The sequence below is a fragment of the Dietzia papillomatosis NBRC 105045 genome (genome assembly GCF_001570845.1).
Taxonomy (GTDB): Bacteria; Actinomycetota; Actinomycetes; order Mycobacteriales; family Mycobacteriaceae; genus Dietzia; species Dietzia cinnamea.
This window is the reverse complement of record NZ_BCSL01000015.1, coordinates 18,186-40,685: the sequence shown is the minus strand read 5'-3', so window position 1 is coordinate 40,685 and position 22,500 is coordinate 18,186. Positions and strand designations below refer to the sequence as shown.

General features: G+C 72.9%; 17 protein-coding genes. 6 read left to right on the top strand and 11 right to left on the bottom strand.

Going from position 1 to position 22,500, the window contains the following annotated elements; all coding sequences use genetic code 11:
* The first annotated feature begins 185 nt into the window (after nucleotides 1-185).
* Nucleotides 186-1,823: an HNH endonuclease signature motif containing protein gene (locus DPA01S_RS07190; RefSeq protein ID WP_084374721.1), complete on the top strand. Its 1,638-nt coding sequence runs from the start codon at nucleotides 186-188 to the stop codon at nucleotides 1,821-1,823.
* A 13-nt stretch (nucleotides 1,824-1,836) separates the two neighbouring features.
* Here DPA01S_RS07190 and DPA01S_RS07185 read toward each other — a convergent pair whose 3' ends face one another.
* The 7 genes from DPA01S_RS07185 to DPA01S_RS07155 all read right to left on the bottom strand — a co-directional run bounded on the left by DPA01S_RS07185 (nucleotide 1,837) and on the right by DPA01S_RS07155 (nucleotide 10,180).
* Nucleotides 1,837-3,372, bottom strand: a complete 1,536-nt coding sequence (locus DPA01S_RS07185; protein ID WP_061914898.1) for an NAD(P)-binding domain-containing protein — start codon at nucleotides 3,370-3,372, stop codon at nucleotides 1,837-1,839.
* 226 nt (nucleotides 3,373-3,598) lie between these two features.
* The gene (locus tag DPA01S_RS07180) at nucleotides 3,599-4,777 is read right to left on the bottom strand and encodes an isopenicillin N synthase family dioxygenase (RefSeq protein ID WP_083324357.1); all 1,179 of its coding nucleotides are present in this window, start codon (nucleotides 4,775-4,777) and stop codon (nucleotides 3,599-3,601) included.
* Nucleotides 4,767-5,984, bottom strand: a complete 1,218-nt coding sequence (locus tag DPA01S_RS07175; protein WP_084374719.1) for an XdhC family protein — start codon at nucleotides 5,982-5,984, stop codon at nucleotides 4,767-4,769. The genes DPA01S_RS07180 and DPA01S_RS07175 overlap by 11 nt, the downstream gene beginning before the upstream one ends.
* A 76-nt stretch (nucleotides 5,985-6,060) precedes the next feature.
* On the bottom strand, nucleotides 6,061-7,086 hold the full coding sequence (gene alc / locus DPA01S_RS07170; RefSeq protein ID WP_061914895.1) for an allantoicase: 1,026 nt from the start codon (nucleotides 7,084-7,086) through the stop codon (nucleotides 6,061-6,063).
* On the bottom strand, nucleotides 7,083-8,483 hold the full coding sequence (allB, locus tag DPA01S_RS07165; protein WP_061914892.1) for an allantoinase AllB: 1,401 nt from the start codon (nucleotides 8,481-8,483) through the stop codon (nucleotides 7,083-7,085). The genes alc and allB overlap by 4 nt, the downstream gene beginning before the upstream one ends.
* Nucleotides 8,480-9,799: a DUF6986 family protein gene (locus DPA01S_RS07160; RefSeq protein ID WP_061914890.1), complete on the bottom strand. Its 1,320-nt coding sequence runs from the start codon at nucleotides 9,797-9,799 to the stop codon at nucleotides 8,480-8,482. Before DPA01S_RS07160 ends, allB begins: the two co-directional genes overlap by 4 nt.
* A 93-nt stretch (nucleotides 9,800-9,892) precedes the next feature.
* The gene (locus DPA01S_RS07155; RefSeq protein ID WP_061914887.1) at nucleotides 9,893-10,180 is read right to left on the bottom strand and encodes an ArsR/SmtB family transcription factor; all 288 of its coding nucleotides are present in this window, start codon (nucleotides 10,178-10,180) and stop codon (nucleotides 9,893-9,895) included.
* Between the two features lie 95 nt (nucleotides 10,181-10,275).
* Between DPA01S_RS07155 and DPA01S_RS07150 the strand changes: the two genes are divergently transcribed.
* The 4 genes from DPA01S_RS07150 to DPA01S_RS07135 are packed head-to-tail and all read left to right on the top strand — an operon-like array spanning nucleotide 10,276 to nucleotide 15,236.
* Nucleotides 10,276-11,988: an ABC transporter substrate-binding protein gene (locus DPA01S_RS07150; RefSeq protein ID WP_061914884.1), complete on the top strand. Its 1,713-nt coding sequence runs from the start codon at nucleotides 10,276-10,278 to the stop codon at nucleotides 11,986-11,988.
* On the top strand, nucleotides 11,952-12,980 hold the full coding sequence (locus tag DPA01S_RS07145; RefSeq protein WP_232303053.1) for an ABC transporter permease: 1,029 nt from the start codon (nucleotides 11,952-11,954) through the stop codon (nucleotides 12,978-12,980). Before DPA01S_RS07150 ends, DPA01S_RS07145 begins: the two co-directional genes overlap by 37 nt.
* On the top strand, nucleotides 12,973-14,604 hold the full coding sequence (locus tag DPA01S_RS07140; protein WP_061914882.1) for an ATP-binding cassette domain-containing protein: 1,632 nt from the start codon (nucleotides 12,973-12,975) through the stop codon (nucleotides 14,602-14,604). Before DPA01S_RS07145 ends, DPA01S_RS07140 begins: the two co-directional genes overlap by 8 nt.
* On the top strand, nucleotides 14,601-15,236 hold the full coding sequence (locus DPA01S_RS07135) for an ATP-binding cassette domain-containing protein (protein ID WP_061914879.1): 636 nt from the start codon (nucleotides 14,601-14,603) through the stop codon (nucleotides 15,234-15,236). Before DPA01S_RS07140 ends, DPA01S_RS07135 begins: the two co-directional genes overlap by 4 nt.
* Before the next feature lie 11 nt (nucleotides 15,237-15,247).
* Here the strand turns inward: DPA01S_RS07135 and ccsB are convergent, their stop codons facing one another.
* The 4 genes from ccsB to DPA01S_RS16295 form a co-directional block, all read right to left on the bottom strand.
* Nucleotides 15,248-16,288 carry a c-type cytochrome biogenesis protein CcsB gene (ccsB, locus tag DPA01S_RS07130; RefSeq protein ID WP_061228001.1) on the bottom strand — a complete coding sequence of 347 codons (1,041 nt, stop codon included), beginning with the start codon at nucleotides 16,286-16,288 and terminating at the stop codon, nucleotides 15,248-15,250.
* The gene (resB, locus tag DPA01S_RS07125; RefSeq protein ID WP_061228019.1) at nucleotides 16,285-17,973 is read right to left on the bottom strand and encodes a cytochrome c biogenesis protein ResB; all 1,689 of its coding nucleotides are present in this window, start codon (nucleotides 17,971-17,973) and stop codon (nucleotides 16,285-16,287) included. The genes ccsB and resB overlap by 4 nt, the downstream gene beginning before the upstream one ends.
* A 362-nt stretch (nucleotides 17,974-18,335) precedes the next feature.
* A complete protein-coding gene (locus DPA01S_RS07120; RefSeq protein ID WP_061914877.1) occupies nucleotides 18,336-20,036 on the bottom strand; it encodes a hypothetical protein in 1,701 nt (566 codons plus the stop codon).
* Nucleotides 20,037-20,254: 218 nt separating this feature from the next.
* Nucleotides 20,255-20,848, bottom strand: a complete 594-nt coding sequence (locus DPA01S_RS16295; RefSeq protein WP_181366039.1) for a DUF3558 family protein — start codon at nucleotides 20,846-20,848, stop codon at nucleotides 20,255-20,257.
* Nucleotides 20,849-21,102: 254 nt separating this feature from the next.
* Here DPA01S_RS16295 and DPA01S_RS07115 point away from each other — a divergent pair, with 254 nt between their 5' ends.
* A complete protein-coding gene (locus DPA01S_RS07115; RefSeq protein WP_084374723.1) occupies nucleotides 21,103-22,479 on the top strand; it encodes an HNH endonuclease signature motif containing protein in 1,377 nt (458 codons plus the stop codon).
* The last annotated feature ends 21 nt before the right edge of the window (nucleotides 22,480-22,500 follow it).

The window sequence follows — 22,500 nt, the reverse complement described above, 5'->3', positions numbered from 1 at the left end:
TGCCGCGCCACCCGCCGGGAAACCTCGGCGACATTCTGACCTGGGGTGCCCTGCGCGGCGTCCGCAGGGCACCGCAGGTCAGCGCACGCACGCGCCATTTCGGCGGTCCGTCCGACAGGGTCCGGTCGAGCCCGCTCCGGCCGATGCCGCCAGACGATGTCGTATCTCGAACATAGCGTCGAATCATGGCTACGAAAGACACGCGCGCGTCCGAGTCAGAGGGACAGCACCGGGACCGACCGAGCCGAGCCGGCGAGGAGAGCCCCGCAGTCCATCCCGGGCCCGAGGACACCGGGGACCCGCCCTTTCCTCCACCGGGGTTCCGCACCGCGACCGGGCCCGAGTTGGAGGTCATCGTGCCCGACGCCTTCAGCGAGTGGGACGTCAACCAGCGACACGGCTACCTGGCGCAACGAGTCATCAACGCCGCCGAGGGCCGCTCGCTCGCCTTCGCCTACGACTGCGTGCAACTCGCGGGCGATCGAGACCGGTACCGCGATCCCTGGGAAACTGCGGCCTCCATGCTCGGCGTCTCGATGGGTATGTCTCGCCACCGGGCGACCAGGCTCGTCACCACTGCCGTCGAGCTCACCGAACGGCTCCCCCGCACCGCGGCGCTGGTGGCGACCGGGTGGATCGGGCTCCTCGCAGCCCACACCATCGCCGAGGAGACGGCGATGGTCGCCGACCACCTGATGCCGGAGCTCGACCGGAGGATTAGCGAGGGGCTGGCCCCCACGAGACGCCGCACCCATCCGCCCCGGCCCGGGCCCCTGCGCAAGATGCTCGGAAAGACGGTCCGGGCCTGCGATCCGGTGGGGGCCGACGCCCGGGCCCGCCAGGCGCGGCAGGACGAGGACGTGGAGATGATCCCGCTGGCCGACGACCGGGCACTCATCTCCGCCACTCTCACCGCGGAATCGGCTGTGGAGATCGCGGACCGTATCGAGGCCATCGCCCGGACCGCCTCGAAGGACGATCCACGGTCGATCGGGCAACTCCGTGCCGCCGGGTTGCTGGCCCTCAGCCGCGGGTGGGCCTGCCTGCCCGATCCCGACGGCGAGCATCCCACCGACCCAGAGGCCCGCACCGCCGCACGGCGCGTGATCATCAACGCCTACGACGACGGCACCCCGGACAACCGCGGCGTGACGCTGGCTGGATACGGCCCCGTCACCGGCCACACCGCCGACGAACTCGAGCGCAGCGCCCGCCGCAGGATCGATTCCCTCGCGGACCTGGCCGACCCCGACTCCGACGCCGCCCTCCGATACACCCCCTCGGGAGCCCTCGCACGTTTCTGTCGGGGGCGCGACGGCACCTGCGTCTTCCCCGGATGTCAGACGCCCGCCGAGAAATCGGACCTCGATCACATCATCCCGTTCGACCACGACGATCCAGACCGGGGTGGCCACACCACATCCGATGACCTGGGATCACTGTGCCGATGCCATCACCGACTCAAGACCGACGGCATCTGGGCGTACTACCGAGACGTGGACGGCACCTACATCTGGATGCACGGGCCGAACCATCCGGACCCGGACCCCGGCACCCGCGTCGCGAGTCAGCCCACCGGGCCACTGGCGGGTCTCGCCGCGCCGCGGCATTCCGAGTCCAGTCACCGACAGCAGGAGGCCGCCGAAGCGGGCCGGACCGGCAGCGGTTCAGCGATCGCGCGGCGGCGGCCGCACCTGCGGCACCGGCGCGCTGCTGACCGCCGCCGGTTCCGCGCGATGGCCGAGACCGAACGACAGCGTCCTCGTCGGGAGCCCGAGATTAGACCACCCGGACCGGTCGACGATGTCCCGCCACCGTTCTGAGGCCATCGCGATGTCAGTACCTCGGCCGGGTGGGATACGGTCCGTCCGTGGGGCCGTGCGGGCCGACCGTGTGCACCTCGCGGAACTCGAAGTCGGCGAAGTCGGAGGCCAGGCGACCCCAGTTCTCCCGGGTGATCGCCGTCGTGACGGTCCCCGCGATCCGGCTGATCCCGCCGTAGATCCCCGAGAGTTGGTTGCCGGTGACCCCCATCGAGGTGCGTGCGCCGGTGGAGAAGTGGTGCAGCCGCGTGATCCACGGCGCGGTCCCCGGGTGTCGCTCGGTGAACTCGAAACCCGGCCCGAGGTAGGGGCTGCGGCCCGCGGGGTGGTCCGCGGCGAAGTCGTGGACGTCCGCCCACAGCGCGATGTCGTCGACGAACTCGGACAGCTCCGGGCGACGCCGCAGGTCGACCTCGTATCCGGTGGCGCTGATCACGACGTCGGCACGGACACGGCCGGCGTGGGTGTCGATCGCAAGCTCGCTCCCGCCCGCGCCGTCGTCGACCACCTCGACGCCGTCCCACCCGCAGCCGGTGTGCAGGGCGAAGTCGGGGTGGGCGAAGCAGCGCCACACCGTGTGCTGGGTGGGCGGCTGCGGCAGACCGCCGCTGAGGAGGGTGAAGTCCCACTTGGCCCGGTCGTCCAGGTCGTAGAAGCGTTCCTGCATCCCGGGGAACTCCATCCAACGCAAGGGGTTGGAGCCGGGGACGGTCTCGCGGCGCAGGAACACGTCCGCACGCGCGGCACCGTGGTCCAGCGCGGTGGCAGCGTTGTCGAATCCCGAGGCCCCGCCACCGAGGACGGCCACCCGCAGGCCGCGCAGGGCGTCGAAGTCGATCGGATCCTCGGTGTGGAACCACCGCTCGCGTGGCAGCGACCGGACGACACCCGGCACGCGCTGCCCGCCGCCGCCGGCCAACCCGAGCGAGAAGACGATCCGCCGCGCGGTCACCGACGTGCCGGCCGCATTGCCGCCCGTGCCAGCGCCCGTCAGCTCCACGGTGAAGGGGCCGTCCGGCGTCGTGGGCCGGTGCACGGCGGTCACCCGAGTGTGGTGGCGCACCGTGAGGCCGGTGATGTCGCGATACCACCGCAGGTAGTCGTTCCAGTCCAGCCGCGGCACGAGGTCGATCTCCGCCCACGCCTCCTCGCCGTAGACGGCCTCGAACCACCGGCGGACGTGCAGCGACGGGACGTCGAACTCGATGCTGCGCATGTGCTTGGGGCTCCGCAGAGTGTGCATGCGGGCGTAGCGATCCCAGCAGCCCACGCGGTCTGCCGGGCCGTCGTCCACCACGAGGACGCGGTCGATGCGTTGGCGCCCCAGCGCGAACGCGGTTCCCAGCCCGGCCTGACCGCCGCCGATGACGAGGACGTCCAGGTCGGGCGAGCTGTCGTCGCGGGGGATCCAGTCGCGGACGTGGCTGGTGGTCTCGATGTCCTCGCGCACGCGCGCGGCGAGCCGCGCCAGTCGGGCGTCGGCGTCGGGCAGGCGACGGGACCCGGTCGCGTGGTCGAGCTGGGGGATCTCGGAGATCACGGAGGTCATGGACGTCTCCTGTGGCGTCTGGCCCGGGGCTTCCGGGCGTGCCCGGGTCCTGCGCCCGGGCGGACTCCGCGCCGCTGCCTGACGAATGACTCGTCCGTCGGGGCGTCGGTCGCCCCGCCGGCCGGGTCGGCGGGGCCGACCGCACCGTCGCGGTGTCGATCCTGAGTCTGGCAGCGCCGCTTTTCGGTGGTGTTACGGCGCCGTGAGGCCGGTGTGGCGGCGGTGGTCACCGCCCAGCCGACGGCCCGTGGACGGCCGGGGCCGCGGAGAGGGGTGGGTGCGCTGCCGCGCGGACTCTGGCTGCCTCTCGGACCGCCGCGGTGTTGGCCTTGCCGTGACGGGAGCCGGCGAGCTTCGCGGCGATGTGGTCTCGGACCGTGACGGGGTCGTAGGCGTCCCCGCCCGGGCCGGCGAACTCGGGCAGGGTCTCTACGACGGCGTCGACGTTCCCGTCGTGGAAGAACGCGGCCGAGCGGCGGCGCATGATCCGGCCGTCGACGACGGGCGGGGCGACGCGGTGCAGGGTCGACATCCACCGGTCGTTGGTGAGGCGGGCGGTGAGGTCCCCGAGATTGACCAGCAGGCCGCCCTCGACGGGCTGCACGTCATGCCAGACCCCGCCGGGGCCGAGAACCTGCAGGCCCGCGACCCTGTCGGCCCAGAGGACGGTGACGAGGCCGAAGTCGGTGTGCTCGCCCATCCCGCGGAGGTCGCCGTCGAGGGTGACCGGCCCCTCGTCGAGGGCATAATTGACCATGCGGAGGACGTCGATCGAATGGTCGGTGAGCCGGTCGAACAGCTCCGGCGGCTGGCCCAGGGCATCGGCGAAGACCCGCGTGAGCACGCGCGCGACGCGGGACGCCTCGCTGAAGTAGGTCTCGACGCGTTCGCGGAAGTGCGCTACCTCGGGCCAGACGTTGATGCCGTAGTCGTCCTCCGACAGCCCCAGTCCGGTGAACGAGCGAGCCTCCACACCGACGTTGAACGCCTCGAAGAAGTCGTTCATCCGGTCGGCGGACTCCACCCCCAGGCTGAGACTGAGGGATTCGCTCTTCGGCGGGCTGTACCCGCGGTTGGCGCCGGCCACGCGGTAGGCCTTCTTCGTCTCCAGCGGCAAGGCGAAGAAGTCGTCGATAGCGCCCGCCAGTCCGTCGATCACCTCCGGTGGGATGCCGTGACCGACGATCTGGATGAATCCGACCGTCGAGCACGCGTCGTCGATCTCGCGGGCGACGCGGGTTCGATCGTCGGCGGTCCCCTCGGCGGCCCCCTCGTCAGACCCGGTGGCGACGTACGGCGTCAGGTCCACGATCGGTACGTGGAAGGCGGTCTGGTCGGGGACGGTCTGGTCGGGGACGTTCTGGTCGCGGACGGCCAGGTCGGGGACGGTCTGGTCAGTGGTCATGTGTTTCCTCCCGGAAGTGCGTCGGTGGTGTCGGTCGAAGGCAGGGGGGGGGCGACGGCGGCGACGGCGGGTCAGGGGCCGGGACAGCAGAACTCGGCGCGCGACGGTGGATCGACGTGTCCATCTCCACCAGTCGCGCGCCGGTGCCGCCCCTGCGGCGGGCCACCAACTCGGCGGCGATCGACAGGGCGGTCTCGGCAGCAGTACGGGCGCCGAGGTCGAGACCGATCGGCGCGGAGAGTCGGCTCAACTCGGCCTCACTCACGCCGAGCTCGGAGAGCCGCGCGACCCGCTCGGCGTGGGTCCGTCTGCTGCCCATCGCACCCACGTACCCAGCTGCGGTGTTCAGGGCCGCGAGCAGCAGCGGGATGTCGAACTTCGGGTCGTGCGTCAGGACGCAGATCGCCGTGGTGGCGTCCACCGGGGTCCGCCGCAGGAACTCGTCCGGCCAGCACCGGACGACCTGTTCCGCGGCGGGGAACCGCCCGGCCGCGGCGAAAACCGGCCTCGCATCGCACACCGTCACCCGGTATCCCAGCCCCGCCCCCAGTGGGACCAGCGCCTCGGCGAACGCGGTCGCGCCGAACACCAGCAACCGCGGGGCCACGAGCGGGTGCACGAACACGCGACTCGCCCGCCCGGCGATCTCGGCGGGCACCACCGCCGGTCCCGCGGCGCCGGCGTCCGCCGCCGCCATCGGCCCGCGCGCCCACGGCGGCACCTCGTCGTCGTCCCTGTCGTCATCCCTGTCGCCGTCACCGCCGGGGGCACGGACCGCCCACTCACCGGCGCGGGGGCCGTCGAGGACGGTCGCCGCCACCGCGGGCCGGCCCTCCCCCACGGCGCGCGCGAGCACGTCGACGGGGTGGGCCGCGCGCGAGCCCTGGCCGGCGCGCGGCGGGAGGAGTTCGACGAACACCTCCAGGTTCCCACCGCAGGTGGGGCCGACGCCGAGGAGCTCGTCACCGTCGGGACCGAACACCGTGGTGACCGGGCGCCCGTCGTCGAGGACCTGCTGGCACAGCGTGAACACGGCACCGTCGACGCAGCCCCCGGACACCCCGCCCGCCACCGCGCCGGTCGCGGCGACGACCATCGCCGTGCCGGGCGCGAGCGGAGCCGACCCGCCCGTGGCCACGACACGGGCCAGGGCGCACGGCACGCCCTCGGCCCGCCATCTGCTCAAGGTCTCGAGGACGCGCTCCATGCGCTCATCGTGGCGCGGCCGGGTTGCCGCGGTGTTTCGCGCGGGGGCGCGGGCTGTTACGGCGCGTGGGCGCAGATCAGCCCCGCGGCAGCCGCGCCGCCATCGCCTCGAGCGCGTCCGAGGTGAGCCGGCCGTGCACACGAAGCCGCGCGATGCCGCCGTCGGGGAAGACGTCGAGGCGGACGAACCGCACCGGTTCGGTGTGAGGCACGAGGAACCGGTGACGGGTGTCCGGCTGCAGCGGGGTTCGGGGCACGAGCTCGACCCACGCCTCGGGTCGCTCGAGGTCCTCGGCCCTGCGGATGCCGTGCAGGGACCCCGAACCGGGGGCGTTACCGATGTAGTAGGAGGTGTCGATCTCCACGTGGTCCACCGTGCCGGCGTCCGCGAGTGCCACCGTCACGTGGTCGTTGCCGTTGTCGCGGCGGCGCGCGTTCTCCCAGCCCTCGCCCATGTGGCGGGACCGGCCGGGCGCGATGATGTTGGCCGGCGACGAGTAGAACAGGTCGGAGCAGTCCATGACCCGGCCGCCGTTCTCCGCCGCCGCGAGGTCCACGGTCCCGGCGAGGAAACGCGGGTCAGGGGTCGGTTCGCCGTGCACGCGCAGCCGGGCGACGCCGCCGTCGGGGATCATCCGCAGCCGCACGTGCGTCACGGGGTGCTCGTCGGCCACCGCGTACGGGTTCCGGGTGTCGCCCTGCGCGGACGACGGTTCGACCAGCGGCCGCCACGGCGCCGCGGCGAGCTGCCCGAGGTCCGGATAGCCGTCGATCCACGCCCCGTCCAGCGCGACCTGCGGCGGGTAGTTTCCGCGGAAGAAGGCGGTGTCCACCACGACGCCCCGGACCACGCCCGGCACGCCCAGCCGGATGATCGCCGCGTCGTGGCCCGGCGTGCGCCGCCGCCGCGTCTCCCACCCGTCGTAGATCTTGCCCTTGTGCCCGAACAGGGTCGGGTCGAACAGGGGCTCCCCGGGCAGGATCAGGTTCTCCTTCTCGGCGAAGAACTCGTCGTCGGCGTACACGACCGCGCCGGCCAGGGCACGCGAGGCCAGGTCCGGGAGGGCGAGGAAGGCGGGCGTGGGGGGTGAGGCGGCGGTCATGTGGGGATCTCCGTTCGGGCGGGCGGGGTGGCGGGACTGAGTTCCGGGGCGCCGGGCCTGGTCACCGGCCGACCGGCGGCGGGCTGGCCGAGGTCCACGCGCCGGCCGGCCAGGTAGACCTCGCGCACCACACCGGCGAGGGCGCGTTCGGCGTAGGCGGTGACGGGGTTCTTGTGTTGGAGCCGCTCGGGCAGCACGACGAACGCGTCGTCGGGCGAGAGGACCACCAGGTCGGCGCGGGCGCCGGGACGGATCGCGCCCCGGTCGGACAGGCCCGCGAACGCGGCGGGCGCCGAGGCCATCCACCGCACCACGTCGGCGAGGCCCATCCCTCGCCGGCGGGCCTCGGACCACATGATCGGCAGTCCCAGCTGCACCGAGGCGATCCCGCCCCACGCCTGCCCGAAGTCGCCGGTGTCGAAGCGCTTGAGCTCGGGCACGCACGGCGAGTGGTCGGAGACGACCAGGTCGATCGTCCCGTCGCGCAGCCCTTCCCACAGCGCCTCGCGGTTACCGGCCTCGCGGATCGGCGGGCAACACTTGTAGTGGGTGGCGCCGGGCTGGATCTCCTCGGAGAACAGCGACAGGTAGTGCGGGCACGTCTCCGCGGTCAGCGGCAGCCCCTCGGCCTTGGCGTCGCGGATGAGCGGTAGCGCAGCTGCGGCGGACAGGTGCAGGATGTGGGCGCGGCACCCGGTGCGGCGGACGCCGTCGATGACCTGCGCGATCGCGCGCACCTCGGCGTCGACGGGCCGCGAGGCGAGAAACCCGGCGTACGCGGGACCCGACGGCGGCGTCTGCGCTGCGATGGTGCCGGCGTCCTCGGCGTGCACGATGAGCAGCCCACCGAACCCCGCGATCTCGGCCATGGCCGCCTCCATCTGCGCGGGGTCCAGTGGCGGGAACTCGTCGATGCCCGAGTGCAGCAGGAAGCACTTGAACCCGAACACGCCGCGGTCCCACAGTGCGCGAAGTCGACCGAGGTTCTCCGGCACCGCTCCGCCCCAGAATCCGACGTCGACGTGCAGTGTCCCGGGCGTACTGGCGAGCTTGGCGTCGAGCGCGGCGGGGCTGGTGGTGACGGGGCTGGAGTTGAGCGGCATGTCGATGAGGGTGGCCACGCCGCCGCACGCCGCGGCGCGGGTGGCGCTGGCGAATCCCTCCCAGTCGGTGCGGCCGGGTTCGTTGACGTGCACGTGCGTGTCGACCAGGCCGGGCAGGAGGACGGTGTCGCCGGGCAGGGTCACCGTCCGGGCACCGGTGGGTGGCCGGTCGAGGGCGCCCGGCGCGGTGTCGACGGTGGTGATGGTGCCATCGGCGACGACGACGAGGGCGGATCTCTCCGCGCCGTCGACGATCGCCCGGGGCGCCCGGATCACGAGGTCGGGGTGGGTCATCTGCTCTCCTGTGGTCGGGCTCCCGGCCGGGTCAGGGTGACCAGGTCATCCCGGCCGAGTCCGGCGCGGGTGGTGATCTCGTCGGCGGTGACGGCATCGCAGTCGAGGGCGCGCAGGCAGAACGCGGCCAGGGCGCGGGCGGTGGCGGGTTCGTCGAGGTAGCCGGCGTCGGGTCCGGTGCCGAGGTAGGCGGCGAGCCGGGCGCACGCGTCGGGCACCGAGCGGCGGTAGAAGGCGTAGGTCGCCACGTAGCGGGAGACGAGCTGGGCGGGGTGCAGGTCCCACCCCTGGTAGAAGCCGCGGCGCAGGGAGCGGTCGACGAGCGTGGCGTGTAACCGCCAGGCGTCGTGGACCGCGTCGGCCTCGCCGACGGGCAGTCGGTTGGTCGACCCGTCCGACAGTGCGACGCCGGTGCCGGCGGCGGCGACCTGCATGACGGCCTTGGCGTGGTCGGCGGCCGGGTGGTCCATGGCCTGGTACGCGGCGGCGATACCGAGGGAGGCCGAGTAGTCGTAGGTGCCGTAGTGCAGCCCGACGCAGCGGCCGTCGGCGGCGTGGACGAGCCGCGCGACCAGCGCCGTGCCGTCGGGGCCGCAGATCGACTGGGGGGTCTCGATCTGGATCTCGAACCGCAGCGTGCCCGCGGCCAGACCGTGGGCGGACTCGAGGTCGCGGCACAGCGCGGCCATGACGCGCACCTGCTCGACGGCGGTGACCTTTGGCAGGGTGGGCCGGAACCCGGCCAGCAGGGAGTCGCGGTCCGGCGCGGCGGCGAGACCCTCGACCACCCGGACGAAGGTCCGGATTCCCCGGCGCCGGGTGGTCGGGTCGAAGGAGCCGAAGCGCAGTCCCCAGAACGGCGGCAGGGCGTCGCCGGGCCGGGTCACCACCTCGGCGAGCACCCGGTCGACGTGGGCGTCCTCGGCGCAGTCGCGCAGCACGGCGGGTATGCCGCGCTGGGTGAAGCCGTCCTCGAAGTCGATGCGCAGGTCCTCGATCGGCTCCCGCTCGAGCTTGGCCCGGACCAGTGCGTGGAGCTCCGAGGACTCTGTCTGGCCCTCCGCACCACCGCTGACCAGGCATGCCCTGAACACCCTCCGCAGGGCACCGGGGTTCGGCAGGTGCTCGTCGAACGCCGCGAGCGCGGCCGCCCCCGTCTCGGCCACCACGCCGGCGCCGACGCGGTCGGCGGGCAGGTACAGGGTGTGCACGGGCTGCCGGGTGGGTGGCGTGTCGGGGAATCGCCGCACCGCCGCGGCGTCGACGGCGGCCAGAGCCAGATCGGCGCGGGTGTACAGGCGTGTGAGCGAGGGCATGGGTTCTCCTGGAGGGCCGGCGATGCGCTCCATGTGTATCCAGACCGGGTTCCGCGGCGGTGACCCGCTCATGTCGCCCGTGTTACGCCGCGCTCAGTCGTGTCGCGCACCCATGAGGTGCAGGATCCGGTGCACGGTCTCGTCGACGAGGGTGTAGCGCACGATCCGGCCGTCGGTCTCGTCCCGGGTCGCGGACACCCAGCCCTGCTCGCGCAGGATCCGCAGCGCCTGGGACGCGGCGTTGCGGGTGATGCCCACGGCGCCAGCCAGGTCGGACACCGTCGCGACGCCCGGTCCGGCGTGGTGCATGTGCGCGAGGAGCCCGAGCCGGGTGGGGTCGGCGAGCAGGTCGAACCGGGCGGCCCAGTCGTCGACGTCCATCGGTTCCTCCGTAACAGCGGCGACACATTCCGTCTCTACGCTCACCGCAGTATGTGTCCGGGCGGACACGTATCCCCCGCAGGCAGGAGCTGCTCGTGAGACCGTTCTACGCCGCCGCCGGCGCCGCCGTCGCACTGGGCGTGCTCGCGTCGGGCTGCGCGATGCCCGCGGCCGGCGGGGCGGGTGGGCCGGGCAGCGGGACCGGCGCCGGCCTCGGTACCGACGCCGGCGACCGCGTCGTCCTGGCCGACTCCGCGCCACTGGGCGAGTTCAACCCGGTCTCGGGATACGGCTCCACCGGAGTCTCCCCGCTGTACGAGGGCCTGCTACGCCCCTACGCCGCCGACGACGAACACCTGCCCGACCTCGTGCCGGCCCTGGCGGCGGCCGAGCCCGAGGTCAGCGCCGACGGCCTGACCTGGACCATCCGCCTCCGCGAGGGCGTGCGGTTCCACGACGGCAGCGCCCTGGACTCGAGCGACGTCGCCGCTACCTACCGCGCGGTCGTCGACCCCGCCTCGGGCTCGCCCATCGCCTCGGACTACACCTCCATCGCGGGCGTCGAGACCCCAGACCCGCTCACCGTGCGGTTCCGGCTCGACGCCCCCGACCCGGGCATGCCCGCCCGTCTCCTGCTGGGCATCGCTCCCTCCGAGCGGCTCGCGCCCGGGCCGGCGGCGGCGTCGACGCTCAACACCGATCCCGTCGGCACCGGGCCGTACCAGCTGGAGCGCCTGTCCCCGGGCGAGGCCGTCCTCACCGGCAACCCCGACCATCGCGACGGTGCGCCCGAGGTCGACACCCTCGTCCTGAAGTCGGTGCCGGACGAGAACGCCCGCGCCCAGATGGTCCTCACCGGGGAGGTCGACGGCACCGTCCTGCCGCCGACCCTCGCCTCCGGTCTCGCCGGCCGCGACGGCACGGAGCTGGTGTCGGTCAACTCGGCCGACTGGCGGGCCGTCGCGCTGCCCATGGCCCACCCGTTCACCGGCGACCCGGCGGTGCGCCGGGCGCTCGCGGCCGCCATCGACCGCCACTCCCTGGTCGAGCACGTCCTCGCCGGCCACGGCCGGCCCGCTTCCTCCCCCATCACCGACGCCTACCCCGAGCACGAGCCGGGCACCGACGCCGCAGTCGGCGCTGACTCCGACCCCGCCGCCCGGCGGGCCGAGGCCCGCGAGCTGCTCGCGGCCGCCGGGTGGCGGCCCGGGCCGGACGGGGTGCTCACCCGCCGCGCGGGCGCGCCAAACGGCACCGCGCCAAACGGCACCGCGCCAGCCGGCGCCCCCGCCCGCGCAGAGTTCGTCCTCGCCTACCCCGCCGCCGACTCCCTGCGCCGCGAGCTCGCGTCGGCGGTCGCCGACCAGCTGCGCGGGCTGGGCGTGGCCGTCGAGCTGTGGGGCGCGACGTGGGACGAGATCGAGGCGCGACGCTCCGAGGTCGCGATCCTGCTCGGCGGCGGCGACAACCCCTTCACCGTCGACACGCAGGCCCACCGCACCCTGCACTCGGCCACCCGCACCTCCAGCCCGCTCGACAACCCCGGCGGCTACGCGAACCAGGACGTCGACCGCGCCCTCGGCGCCGCCCGCCACACCGCCGACCCGGTCGAGCGGACCCGCCTGTACCGCCGCGCCCAGCAGGCGTACCTGCGCGATCCCGGCCACCTGTTCCTCGTCACGCTCGAGCACACCTACCTCGTCCGCGACACCGGCCACACCGGCCCCGCGCCGATCCTCGAACCGCACGTCCACGGCGCGACCTGGGGCCCGTGGTGGGCGATCGCCCGCTGGACGGCCCGCCCGTGATCCGCCGCCTGCTCGAGCGCCGCGCCGAGCTCACCCGCCTCACCGCCCGCCGCGCACTGGCGGCGCCGGTGGTGGTGTTCGCCGTGACGCTCGCCGCGTTCACCCTGGCCGGCGCCTCGCCGCTCAACCCGCTGACCGCCCACTTCGGCTCCGGCTACGAGCGGATGACCGACGCCGACCGCTCCGCCGCCGCCACCGCCCTGGGCACCGATCTGCCCTGGTGGCAGGCCTGGGGCCGGTGGATCGCGGGACTCGCGACCGGCGACGGCGGCTATTCCCCCACCTACCGCCAACCCGTCGTGCAGGTGCTCGCCGAGCGGATCCCGTGGACCGTGGGGCTGTCGGCGGCGGGGGTGGGCATCGCGCTCGTCGTCGTCGTCATCTCCGGTCTCGTCGCGGCGTGGCGCCCCCACGGGACGGTGGACCGCGCCCTGGCCGGGCTCGCGGTGGCGCTCAGCTCAGTGCCGACGTTCGCGCTGGCGCTCGGCTCGGTCGCGGTGTTCGCGGTGGCGCTGCGGTGGCTGCCCGTGGCCGGCGCCGCCCCGCCCGGCGAGGCCGCCACCATCGGCGGGGTCGTGCGGTACGGGCTGCTGCCGGCGTGCGTGCTGGCGGCGGGGCAGGTGCCGTGGTTGCTGCTCGCGTTCCGGCGCGCGGTCACCGAGGCCGCCGACTCCCCGCCGGTCGCCGAGGCGCGCGCCCGCGGCCTCGCCGAGTGGACCGTCCTGACCAGGCACGTCGCACCGGTGGCGTGGGCGCCGCTCATCGCGTTGGTCGGCGCCCGCGTGCCCGAGGTGATGGTGGGCTCGCTCGTCGTGGAGACCGTGTTCGCGTGGCCCGGGCTGGCCGCCGCGACCGTCGACGCCGCGCTCGGGGCGGACTTCGCGCTGCTCGCCGCGGTGACCGTGGCCGCGTCGCTGACCGTGCTCGCCGGCACGTGGTTCGCCGACTGCCTGCTGCTGCTCGCCGACCCGAGGGTGCGGATCGATGCGTGAGGTCCCGGCCGCGCGGCGGGTCACGGTCCGGCCGGCCGCCCGGCGGATCGCGGGAACGGCGATGCTCGCGGCGATCGTGGCGTTCGCGCTGCTCTGGCCGGTGTTCGCGCCCGACGCGATGACCGCCTCCGACTACCTCACCGCCGACCTGCCGCCGACGCCCGCGCACCCGATGGGCACCGACGCCCTCGGCCACGACCTGTCCGCGCTGGTCGCGCGGGCGCTGCGGGTGTCGCTGGCGGTGGCCGCCGGGTCCGCGGCGCTGGCCGGGGTGCTCGGGGTGGTCGTGGGGACCGCGGCCGCGGCGGGCGGGCGGCGCGTCGACGCGGCGCTGATGCGGGTCACCGACGCCGTCGCCGCCGTGCCGCACCTGCTCGCGACGGTCGTGGTGGTGGCGCTGTTCCGCGGATCGCTCGCCGCGATCGTGCTCGCCCTGGCGCTCACGCACTGGCCCGGTGTGGCGCGCGTGGTGCGGGCCGAGGCGCAGAAGGTCATGGCCACCGGGTACGTGGCGGCCTCGCGCGCGGCGGGCGCGTCCCCGGCGCAGGTCGCGCGGTGGCACGTGGTGCCGGCGGTCGCGGGTCAGGCGGGGCTCGCCGTGGTGCTCATGGTTCCGCACGCCGTGTGGCACGAGTCGACGCTGTCGTTCCTGGGGATCGGCCTGTCCCCCGAGCGGGCGAGCCTGGGGACACTCGTCGCCATGTCCCAGTCCGGCGTGCTGGTGGGCCGGTGGTGGCCGCTGGCGTTCCCGACCGCCGCGCTCATCGCCGTGACCGTGGCCGTGGCCCTGCTCGGACCCGGCAGGGCGGGGCGGGGGGTGGGGTCGGCCGGCGGTGACGACGACGAGACGCGCACCACCCGGGCGGCGCTCCGCGTGGACGGTCTCACGGTGAGGCATGCGGGCAGCGGCGCGGACGCCGGGGAGACCGCGGTGGACGGGGTGTCCCTGCGCGTCGAGCCCGGTCGGGTCGTGGCGATCGTCGGCCCGTCGGGCGCCGGCAAGTCGAGCCTGCTGGACGCGTGCGCCGGGCTCGTGGCGCTGGGCTCGGTGGTCGCCGGCCGGATCGAGTTGGGTGGGAGCGGGGTGGGTGGGCACAGCCGCGGCGTGACCGGCCACGTTCCGCAGACCGCCGCCGACGCGTTCACCCCGACCCGGCACATCCGTGGGCAGCTGGAGGAGTCAATCGCGGTCGCGGCAGCCCGCGGCAGCGCGGGCGGCACCGGCAGCAGCTCGGCCGACGTGGACGCGCTGTGCCGACTGGTGGGCGTCGACCCCGCGCTCGCCGACCGCTACCCGCACCAGCTCTCCGGCGGCCAGCTGCGGCGGATGGCCATTGCCGTCGCGCTGGGCACCTGGCCGTCGGTGCTGCTCGCCGACGAACCCACCGCCGGACTCGACCCCGCTCTCGCACTCGCCGTCCTGAGGCAGCTGCGGCGCCTGGCCGACGAGACCGGTGTCGCGGTGCTGCTCGCAACGCATGACCTGGTGGCGCTCGAAGCCAGCGGTGCTGCCGACGAGGTCGTGTCGATGCAGGCAGGGCGCCTGTGCCCTGCGGACCCCTCCCAGGGCAACCGCGCCCCCGCGGACGCCACCGCACCCGCCGGGGAGCTGGTGACACCGTGACCCTCGTCGCCGCCGGCGTCGCGTTCCGCTACCCGGGTGCCGACGCGGAGGCGCTGCCCCCGACCGACCTCTCCGTCGCCGCGGGCACGATCACCGCGCTCGTCGGCCCCTCGGGTAGCGGCAAGACCACCCTCGCGCGGCTCCTCGCCGGGCTCCTCGCGCCCACCTCCGGGTCGGTGACCGTGACCGAGGCCGGCGTGGCGAGCGAAGTCCGACCGCGGCGGGGGCGCCTGCCCGGACACACCGCGCTGCTCGACCAGGACCCGGCGGCCGCGGCGGACCCGCGACTCACGCTCCGGCGGATGATCGCCCTGCCCGGGCGGAGCCGGCGGATCGCCGTGGACGTGGACTCGCTCGCCCGGGAGGTCGGGCTGGAGGCGTCGCTGCTGGATCGCAGACCCGGCGAGGTCTCCGGCGGTCAGCTGCAGCGCGCGTGCCTGGCCCGGGCCCTCGCGCAGCAGCCGCTCTACCTTCTCACCGACGAGGCGACGGCCCACCTGGACCCGGACAGCGCCGCCCTGGTCCTGCAGGTGCTGCGCGCGCGGGCCGACCGCGGCCTCGGCGTTCTCGCCATCACCCACGACCGCGACGCGGCCGCCGGCTGGGCGGATCACGTCGTGACGCTTCGATGACTCGCCAGAGGCTAGTTCAGCCCGGCGTAGGAGTGCAGGCCCGAGACCACGATGTTGATGAAGAACAGGTTGAACACCAGCACCGCGAAGCCGGCGATGTTGATCCACGCCGCCTTCTTGGGGCCCCAGCCCGACGTCGCCCGGGCGTGGAGGTAGCCGGCGTAGAGCACCCAGGAGATGAAGGACACCGTCTCCTTGGGGTCCCAGCCCCAGAAGCGGCCCCACGCGCTCTCCGCCCACACGGCGCCGAGCAGGATGCCCACGCCGAAGATCGGGAAGCCGATCACCGTGACGCGGTACGCCACCCGGTCGAGGGTCTCGGCGGCGGGCAGCGGGCGCGCCAGGCGCGCACCCCAACCCCGCTCCTCGCCCTGCGGCTGCCACACGCGGATGAGGTACATGATCGACACGACGCCCGGGACGAGCAGGATTCCCGAGCCCAGCGAGATGATCGTGACGTGGATCGGCAGCCAGTACGACCGCAGCGCCGGCACCACGGGCGCGGCCTCCGAGTACAGGTGCGTCCCGCCGAAGAACAGCAGCACCAGCACCGGCACCAGCATGAACGGCCACGCGGTCTGCAGTGCCGGCTTACGCAGGAACACCAGCCCGGCGCCCACGGCGAGCAGGGTGGTGCCGAGGATGAACTCGTACATGTTGCCGAACGGGAACCGGTCCGTGGCCAGCCCGCGCGTGATCATCGACCCGGCGTGGAACAGGAACGCCACCACCACGAACAGCTGCGCGATGCGCGCCCACCGCACGTTGCCCTCGGACACCCGGTTCTCGTCACCGGTGTCGGTGAGCGACCGCGACTCCGTCAGGCCCACGTCCGAGCCACCGACTGTTCCCGACCCGCCGGCGGCTGCGCCCTGCCTGGCCCCGACCAGCTGCTGGTGCGAGACCTTGGGGACGCGGAAGCCCGCGTAGTAGATCAGCGACGCGACGAGCGCGAGGGCGTAGATCCCGAACGCCGTCCGGAAGGCGAGGTCCGAGTACGTCGACAGGGTCTCGTCAACGGGCAGTCCCTGCGCGAGGGTCCAAGTGATCACCGGGTGTCGTCCTTCCGCACGTCGTCGCCGGCGGTGCCGCGACTAGATGAAGTGTGGTCCTTATCAGCCCCACCCGGCAAGACGGGTGTGACGGCCGACGCCGCGACCAGCCGATCGCGGAGCTCGTCGAATTCGCTCCCCCAGCCGGACCGGTCCGTCTTGGCGAGGCCTCCCAGTTCGACGCGGGTGACCTCGTCGTCGTCGACACTCACCCGCGCCCAGATCCGCCGGCGCCGCACCATCAGGCTCAACACCAGCCCGCCCATCATGACCGCGGCGGACACCCCCACCCAGATCTGCGTGGGGTCGGAGGAGACCTGGATGTTGATGAACTCCTCCGCGCCGTCGAAGCGGACCTCGGTGCCGTCGGCGAGCGTGGTGGACTCGCCCGGCCTCAGGTTGACGCGTGCCTCGCGGTTGAGGACACCCGACTCGATGAGGTCGGAGTCCAGGGAGAAGATCGACTGCGGGCGGCCCGTGTCGAGGCCGGCGTCGCCGCGGTGGACGTCGATCGCCACCGCCGGGTCGTCCATCCTGGGGAACCGGGAGCTGAGCAGCGTGCCGTCGAACTGGGCGGTCGGGGCGAAGAGGCCCTGGATCGCGATCTGTTGCGTGCGCCGCTCGGCCAGGTCCGGGTACATGCCCGCGGGCGGGTCGAAGCGCATGATGCCCGACGACAAGAAGGTCTGCAGCTCGGTCGGCTGCCAGTGCTGCGTGTCCGTGCGTGTCTCGCCGTTCGGGAACGTCACCGTGAACGTCGGCGCGTAACCGTGGCCCTGCAGGTAGACGCGGGTCGATCCGATGCGCAAGGGGTGGTTGACCCGCATCTCGTACGGCTCCCACGTGTCGGGGTCCGTGGTGGTGACCTCTTCGCTGTAGCGCACGTTGGAGGTGAACATCTCGGCCTGGCCGTTGGGCAGGTAGTCGGCGCGGAAATCCTCGACCTTGATGCAGAACTGCTCGAGGTCCGTGCCGTCGACGAGCAGGCCCGCGCGGAACGAGTCGTACGCGCTGGGCGTGGTGTTGCAGAACGCCGGCGACTCGGCGTTGGCGACGATGACGCGCATGCCCTCCGCGTAGACGAACTTGCCCGCCGCGAACATGATGAGCAGCGCCAGCAGGCCGAAGTGGAAGACGATGTTGCCGACCTCGCGGGAGTATCCGCGCTCGGAGGACAGCTCGATGGTGCCGGGGACGCGGCCGTCGCCGTCGTTGCGGCGGACCCGGCCTTTGAGTTCGCGGCGGATCTGCTCGGCGGCCTGCTCGGGGGTGGCCGTGGTGCGGTAGGCGGCGTGGTGCGGCAGGCGCGACAGGTTGCGCGGGGTGAGCGGCGGCGGGGTGCGCAGCTGCTTGACCAGGTCGATCGAGCGCGGCGTGAGGCATCCGATCAGCGAGATGAACAGCAGGACGTAGATCGCCGTGAACCACCAGCTGGAGAACACGTCGAACAGTTGCAGGCGGTCGTAGAGCTCGCCGAGCCAGCCGTTTTCGGCGATGTACTCGTTGACGTTGCCCTCGTTGAGGCTGCGCTGCGGCAGCAGTGCGCCCGGGACGGCCGCGACGGCCAACAGGAAGAGCAGGATGAGCGCCGTGCGCATGGCGGTGAGAGTGCGCCAGGCGTTGCGGAGGTAGCTGGTGACGGTGCCCAACGGTGAGCGGGCAACGGCAGTTCTGGGCTCTGGCATGGGGTCCATCTGCGGGTCGCGGCGCGCCGAGGCGACTCGGCGCCGGTCGCACCCAGGCTAGCCCGGTGATCCTGAGCGGAACCTGGCAGGGTGGGGCCGGGTGTGCTGCCGCCTCCGGGGAGGTCAGGGCCGGTGTGGCGGGGGTCTCTCGGTGCCCCGCCGCGGGAGACCGGGCGTCGATCATCGTGCGGGTGCCGGTGGGTGGGCGTAGGACACGGGTGGGGTGCCTCCAGGCGTGCTGCGGTGGGCGGTCGTACGGCGTCGAGTCTGGGCGGGCTGTGTGTCCGGACCGTGTCTCTGTTGTGTGGATCGGTGGCTCATTGCTCCCCGCGACGCGGCGCGCTGCTGAGGGCGGTTCCGGTCTAGTCTCGTGTCGCGCCTCCGCCGGTGTAGTCGCGGCCGAGGGTGCGTCCGCGGTATGGGGCGGCGGCGTCGTCCGTGGGCGCGGGTTCCTCGGCGCGCGGGCGGCCGAGCACCGCCGGGGCGACTTTGACCGGGTCGCCGATGATGGCGGTGGTGTTGGTGGCGTTGGTCAGGTAGCTCGCCGGCGTGTGACCGCGCCGGTCACTGTTCTGGCCGGCGTTGGCCGCGCCCATCATCCCGCCGATCGGCATCGCCCCGGCGCGCCCGGCCTGGGCCGTACCGGTCGACGACGACGAGAGCGCCCCCGCACCCGAGCTTGCCGTCCCTCCGGGCGCGGGACCTGCCCCGGGAGCGCCCGCGGCCGGCCCGCCCCCGCCCGGGCTGGCCGCGCCGCCGGCACCGAACCCGGCCAGTGTCCCGGCACCACCCACTCGCGATGCGCCCACGCCCACCCCGGTCGCGGCGGCGCCGCCACCGCCGAGCAGGCCACTGGTCGAGCCGAAACCGCGATCACGACCCCGACCGTCCCCGTTCGCCCCGCCCCGGATCCCCCGGATGCCGCCCGCACCGGCGCCTGCCGCGCCGCGCTGGCCGTTCACCCCGGTCATCGGCGTCATCGGCGCCCCGGCCGGGGCGGTGGCCGCGTTCACGCCACCACCCGCAGCCCCGTGCCCCGCGCCCGCCTGTCCGGCCACCGACTGCCCGGCGCCCGCCTGCCCTGCACCGGCGGTGGCCGTCCCACCGCCGTCGGCTGCGCCCGTCCGCGAGGCCAGAAGTGCCTGCTCGGTGGCGGCATCGCGGCCCGCGCCCGGCGAGTTCGTCGTCGTCCCGCCACCTCCGGCCCCGCCCGCCGGGCCGCCGGCCTCCCCGGCGCCCGTGGTGAGCGCGGCGAGCGTGGCCGGGTTCGGCGCGGCCGGCCGCGCCGGACGCGCGATGCCCTCGGTGTTCCAGACCCGCGCCATGTCGATGCCCTCGGGCCCGCCCAGTGCGGTCGTGGAGACCACCCGGTAGGCGGCGGTGAAGTCCAGATCGTCGAGGTTGGCGTCCATCACCGCGGGGCTGTACTCAGTGTTGACGATCGCCCGCGCCTGCTCTTCCGCCGCGGCCTGCTGGGCTCGTGACGCGGCGGCCGCCGACAGTCCGGCCGGTCCGAGTTCGCGCCCGGATAGCTGCGCGAGCTGTGCCTGGGCCGCCTGCTCGGCCACGTTCGTGCGCGTGGTGACGAACCCCTGGTGTGCGCGCCCGGCTTTCTCGGCGACCTTCTCCAACTCGCCAGACAGCGCAACCGCCGAGCCGACAAGGCCCCTCACCGAGTCCTGGGCACTCACCGCGAACTCGCCCTGCCACCCGTGCCCGAGCACAGTGCTCAGGTCGGCCTGAAGTTGCGTGGCCGCGGAGTGAAGCGCTTCGGAGACCGCTCCCGCCCGCTGCTGGATCTCGCTGAACTGCTCGGGCTGCAGTGCTTGCGCACACTGGGCGATCCGCTCCAACGGCGAATCCGACACGTCCTCCGGACCCACCCGCCCGTAGCCACCCATCACGCACGCATCCTCGAGAATGAACCCCTCATTCTCCCCGGCACGAATCACACCCAGGCTCTGCAGCCCCGCCGGCTCCTCGGCCGCCTTCGATAGCGCCCCCGCCAACGCCTCATCCTGCGCCTCGATCAACCCGCCCGCGGCGGCGAAGAGGAGAGACATCGCGCGCGCCTGACTTATGAATCCATTCAGGAGAGTGTCAAGGTCCTCAGTTGCGAACAAAGAAAAGACGGTTTGAATCTGACGGGCAGTTTCGAATGACCCAGAGGCGGAGCGGAATCCATCAAACCGGGACCCCGCAGCTAAATCGCGGATCGAGTCGATGAACCGACTGCATGCGGCATTACATTCGTGTGCCGCGCTCGCCTCCAGGTGGGTTATCATACAAAGTCTCCTTCCGGGATGTAATCCAGAATTGGCTCAATGACTTCGTCAAGGACTTCGCAAGCCTCAGCGAACTGGACATCTTGGAAGGTGCCCAACGAATCAATGAGGTTGATATTGAGGACTACCGCGCCCCGCGATGTAAAAAACACTTGGTAACACGTCGTATCGAACTGATCTCCGCGGTCACGAGCGCGGATTCCGGGCCGTCCGGCCACCATCGACTGGTTGTCAATTGCTTCGAAGGCACGATCAGAAAGGAACTCGTGTCTCGCTCGCCACGTTCCGGCTACACCGAAGAGAATCTCGTCGTTCTTCCAACCGCATGAGAACAGCTCGCCTTGGTCATGGTTACGTAGGTTTTCAGCAGAATCGACTGGAGTGCCCACTACCCCCTCTACCGCTTCAACCGGGATCTCAGCACACGGGTCGAAAAGGGCAGGCCTCTGCGCGACCGGCAGATCCCACGGATTGCCGGAATCTTCGGGGGCGGCTGCGCTCGTCGTCGTCGTCGGCGGCGTCTCTTCTTCCCCGTCCGCCGACGCGCACCCGGACAGCACCACGAGGGCCGCAACGAGCGCGCCGCACACAGCTCTACTTCTTCCCACAACCTGTACGACGCCCCGCCCGGCCGAACGGTTCCACCGTCGCCCTGAGATCTCGAACTGGAGGCATTGCGGCGAGTTTTCCGGGCCATGTTTGAATCGATGCGCGGTCACAGCCAGTGATCTTTGCAGCTGGGCGGGGCCTGCGGGTGGGTCATCCGACGCGCGGCCACGTCGCGCCGGTCGGCGTGACCTGCGGTGACGGGTTCGTGTCGTACTCGGATGATCTAATCGAACGCATGAGCGACAGGATGAGTGGTGCGGGCAGCGCCTTCACGGCGAGTGGTGAGCTGGCGGCCGTGCTGTCCGCGCTCGATGCGCACCTTGGCCGCGACTGGTCCGAGGCGGGCGCGGCGCAGGTGCACGCCGAACTCGTCGCTCTCGAGCAGGCCCAGCGTCGCCTGCGCGCCACCCAGGCGCGCGTCATGGCCGAGGCGCGGAGAACCGGGGCCGCCAGACAGATGGGCTACATCAACGAACGGCAGATGCTCACCGGCGGGCTCGGCCTGGCACCCGGCGAGGCACGCGGCCGCCTCGAGGACTCCTTGATCGCCGACACCGCCCGCATGGCCGCCACCGCGGCCGGACGAATCTCGGCCGGGCACCTGAAGATCATCAACACCACCCTGGCCGCGCTACCGGACGAGGTCGACGACGACGAGCGCAACCGCCTCGAAACCGAACTGATCGCCCTGGCCGCCGAACGGGCCACGACCCGCCGCCTACAAGAGAACGCCCACCGCCTGCTGGACCAGATCGACCCGGGCCGCACCGAACGCGGCGCCGCCGAACGGGCCAGGCGTCGATCGGTCACCTGCTCCGGACAAGGCCTGGACCTCATGGCCAGGGCGTCGATGACCATGGACCCCCAACTGGCGGCCCTGATGCGCGAAGTCCACGCCCGCTGGGCACAACCCGGACGCCTATGGCCCGACGAGCAGACCCCCGATGAGCGCAGCGACGGTCAGCGCATGCACGACGCCCTCGTCCACGCCCTGACGCTCGCACTGAACACCGACGCGCGCAAGACCGGCGCCGCGGCGGCGATCGTCGTACGCATCGACCTCGACCAACTGGCCACCCTGGCCGGATGCGGCCAGACCGACTCCGGGATCCGCGTGCCCGTCGACCAGGCCATCGCCATGGCCGCCGGCAACCACTGGTTCCTCGCCCTGTGCGACCAGGAAATCGACCTCAAGCTCTACCGCAGTCGCCGCACCGCCTCCCGCTACCAACGCCTGGCACTGTTCGCCGCCTACGGCGGCTGCACCCACCCCGACTGCGACCAGGACGCCAGACACAGCCAAGCCCACCACGCCGGCAAACCCTGGGCCGCCGGCGGGCAGACCAACATCGACGAGCTCGCCCTGACCAGCGCCGACTGCCACGCCATGATCCACGACACCGGCTGGACCACCACCCCAGACCCCACCGCACCCCAAGGCGTCAGATGGACCCCACCCACCGCAACCCCACGCGCGACCAACCCACCACCACCCAAACCAGGCCCACCACCACTCGGGCCCCTCCACGCACCCATCCTGCCGTTCGCCCTCCTCCACGACCTCGACCACACCATCGCCCAACACACGGCCAACTCCAAGGCCGCAGCATGACCACACGCGACCAAGGCGCGA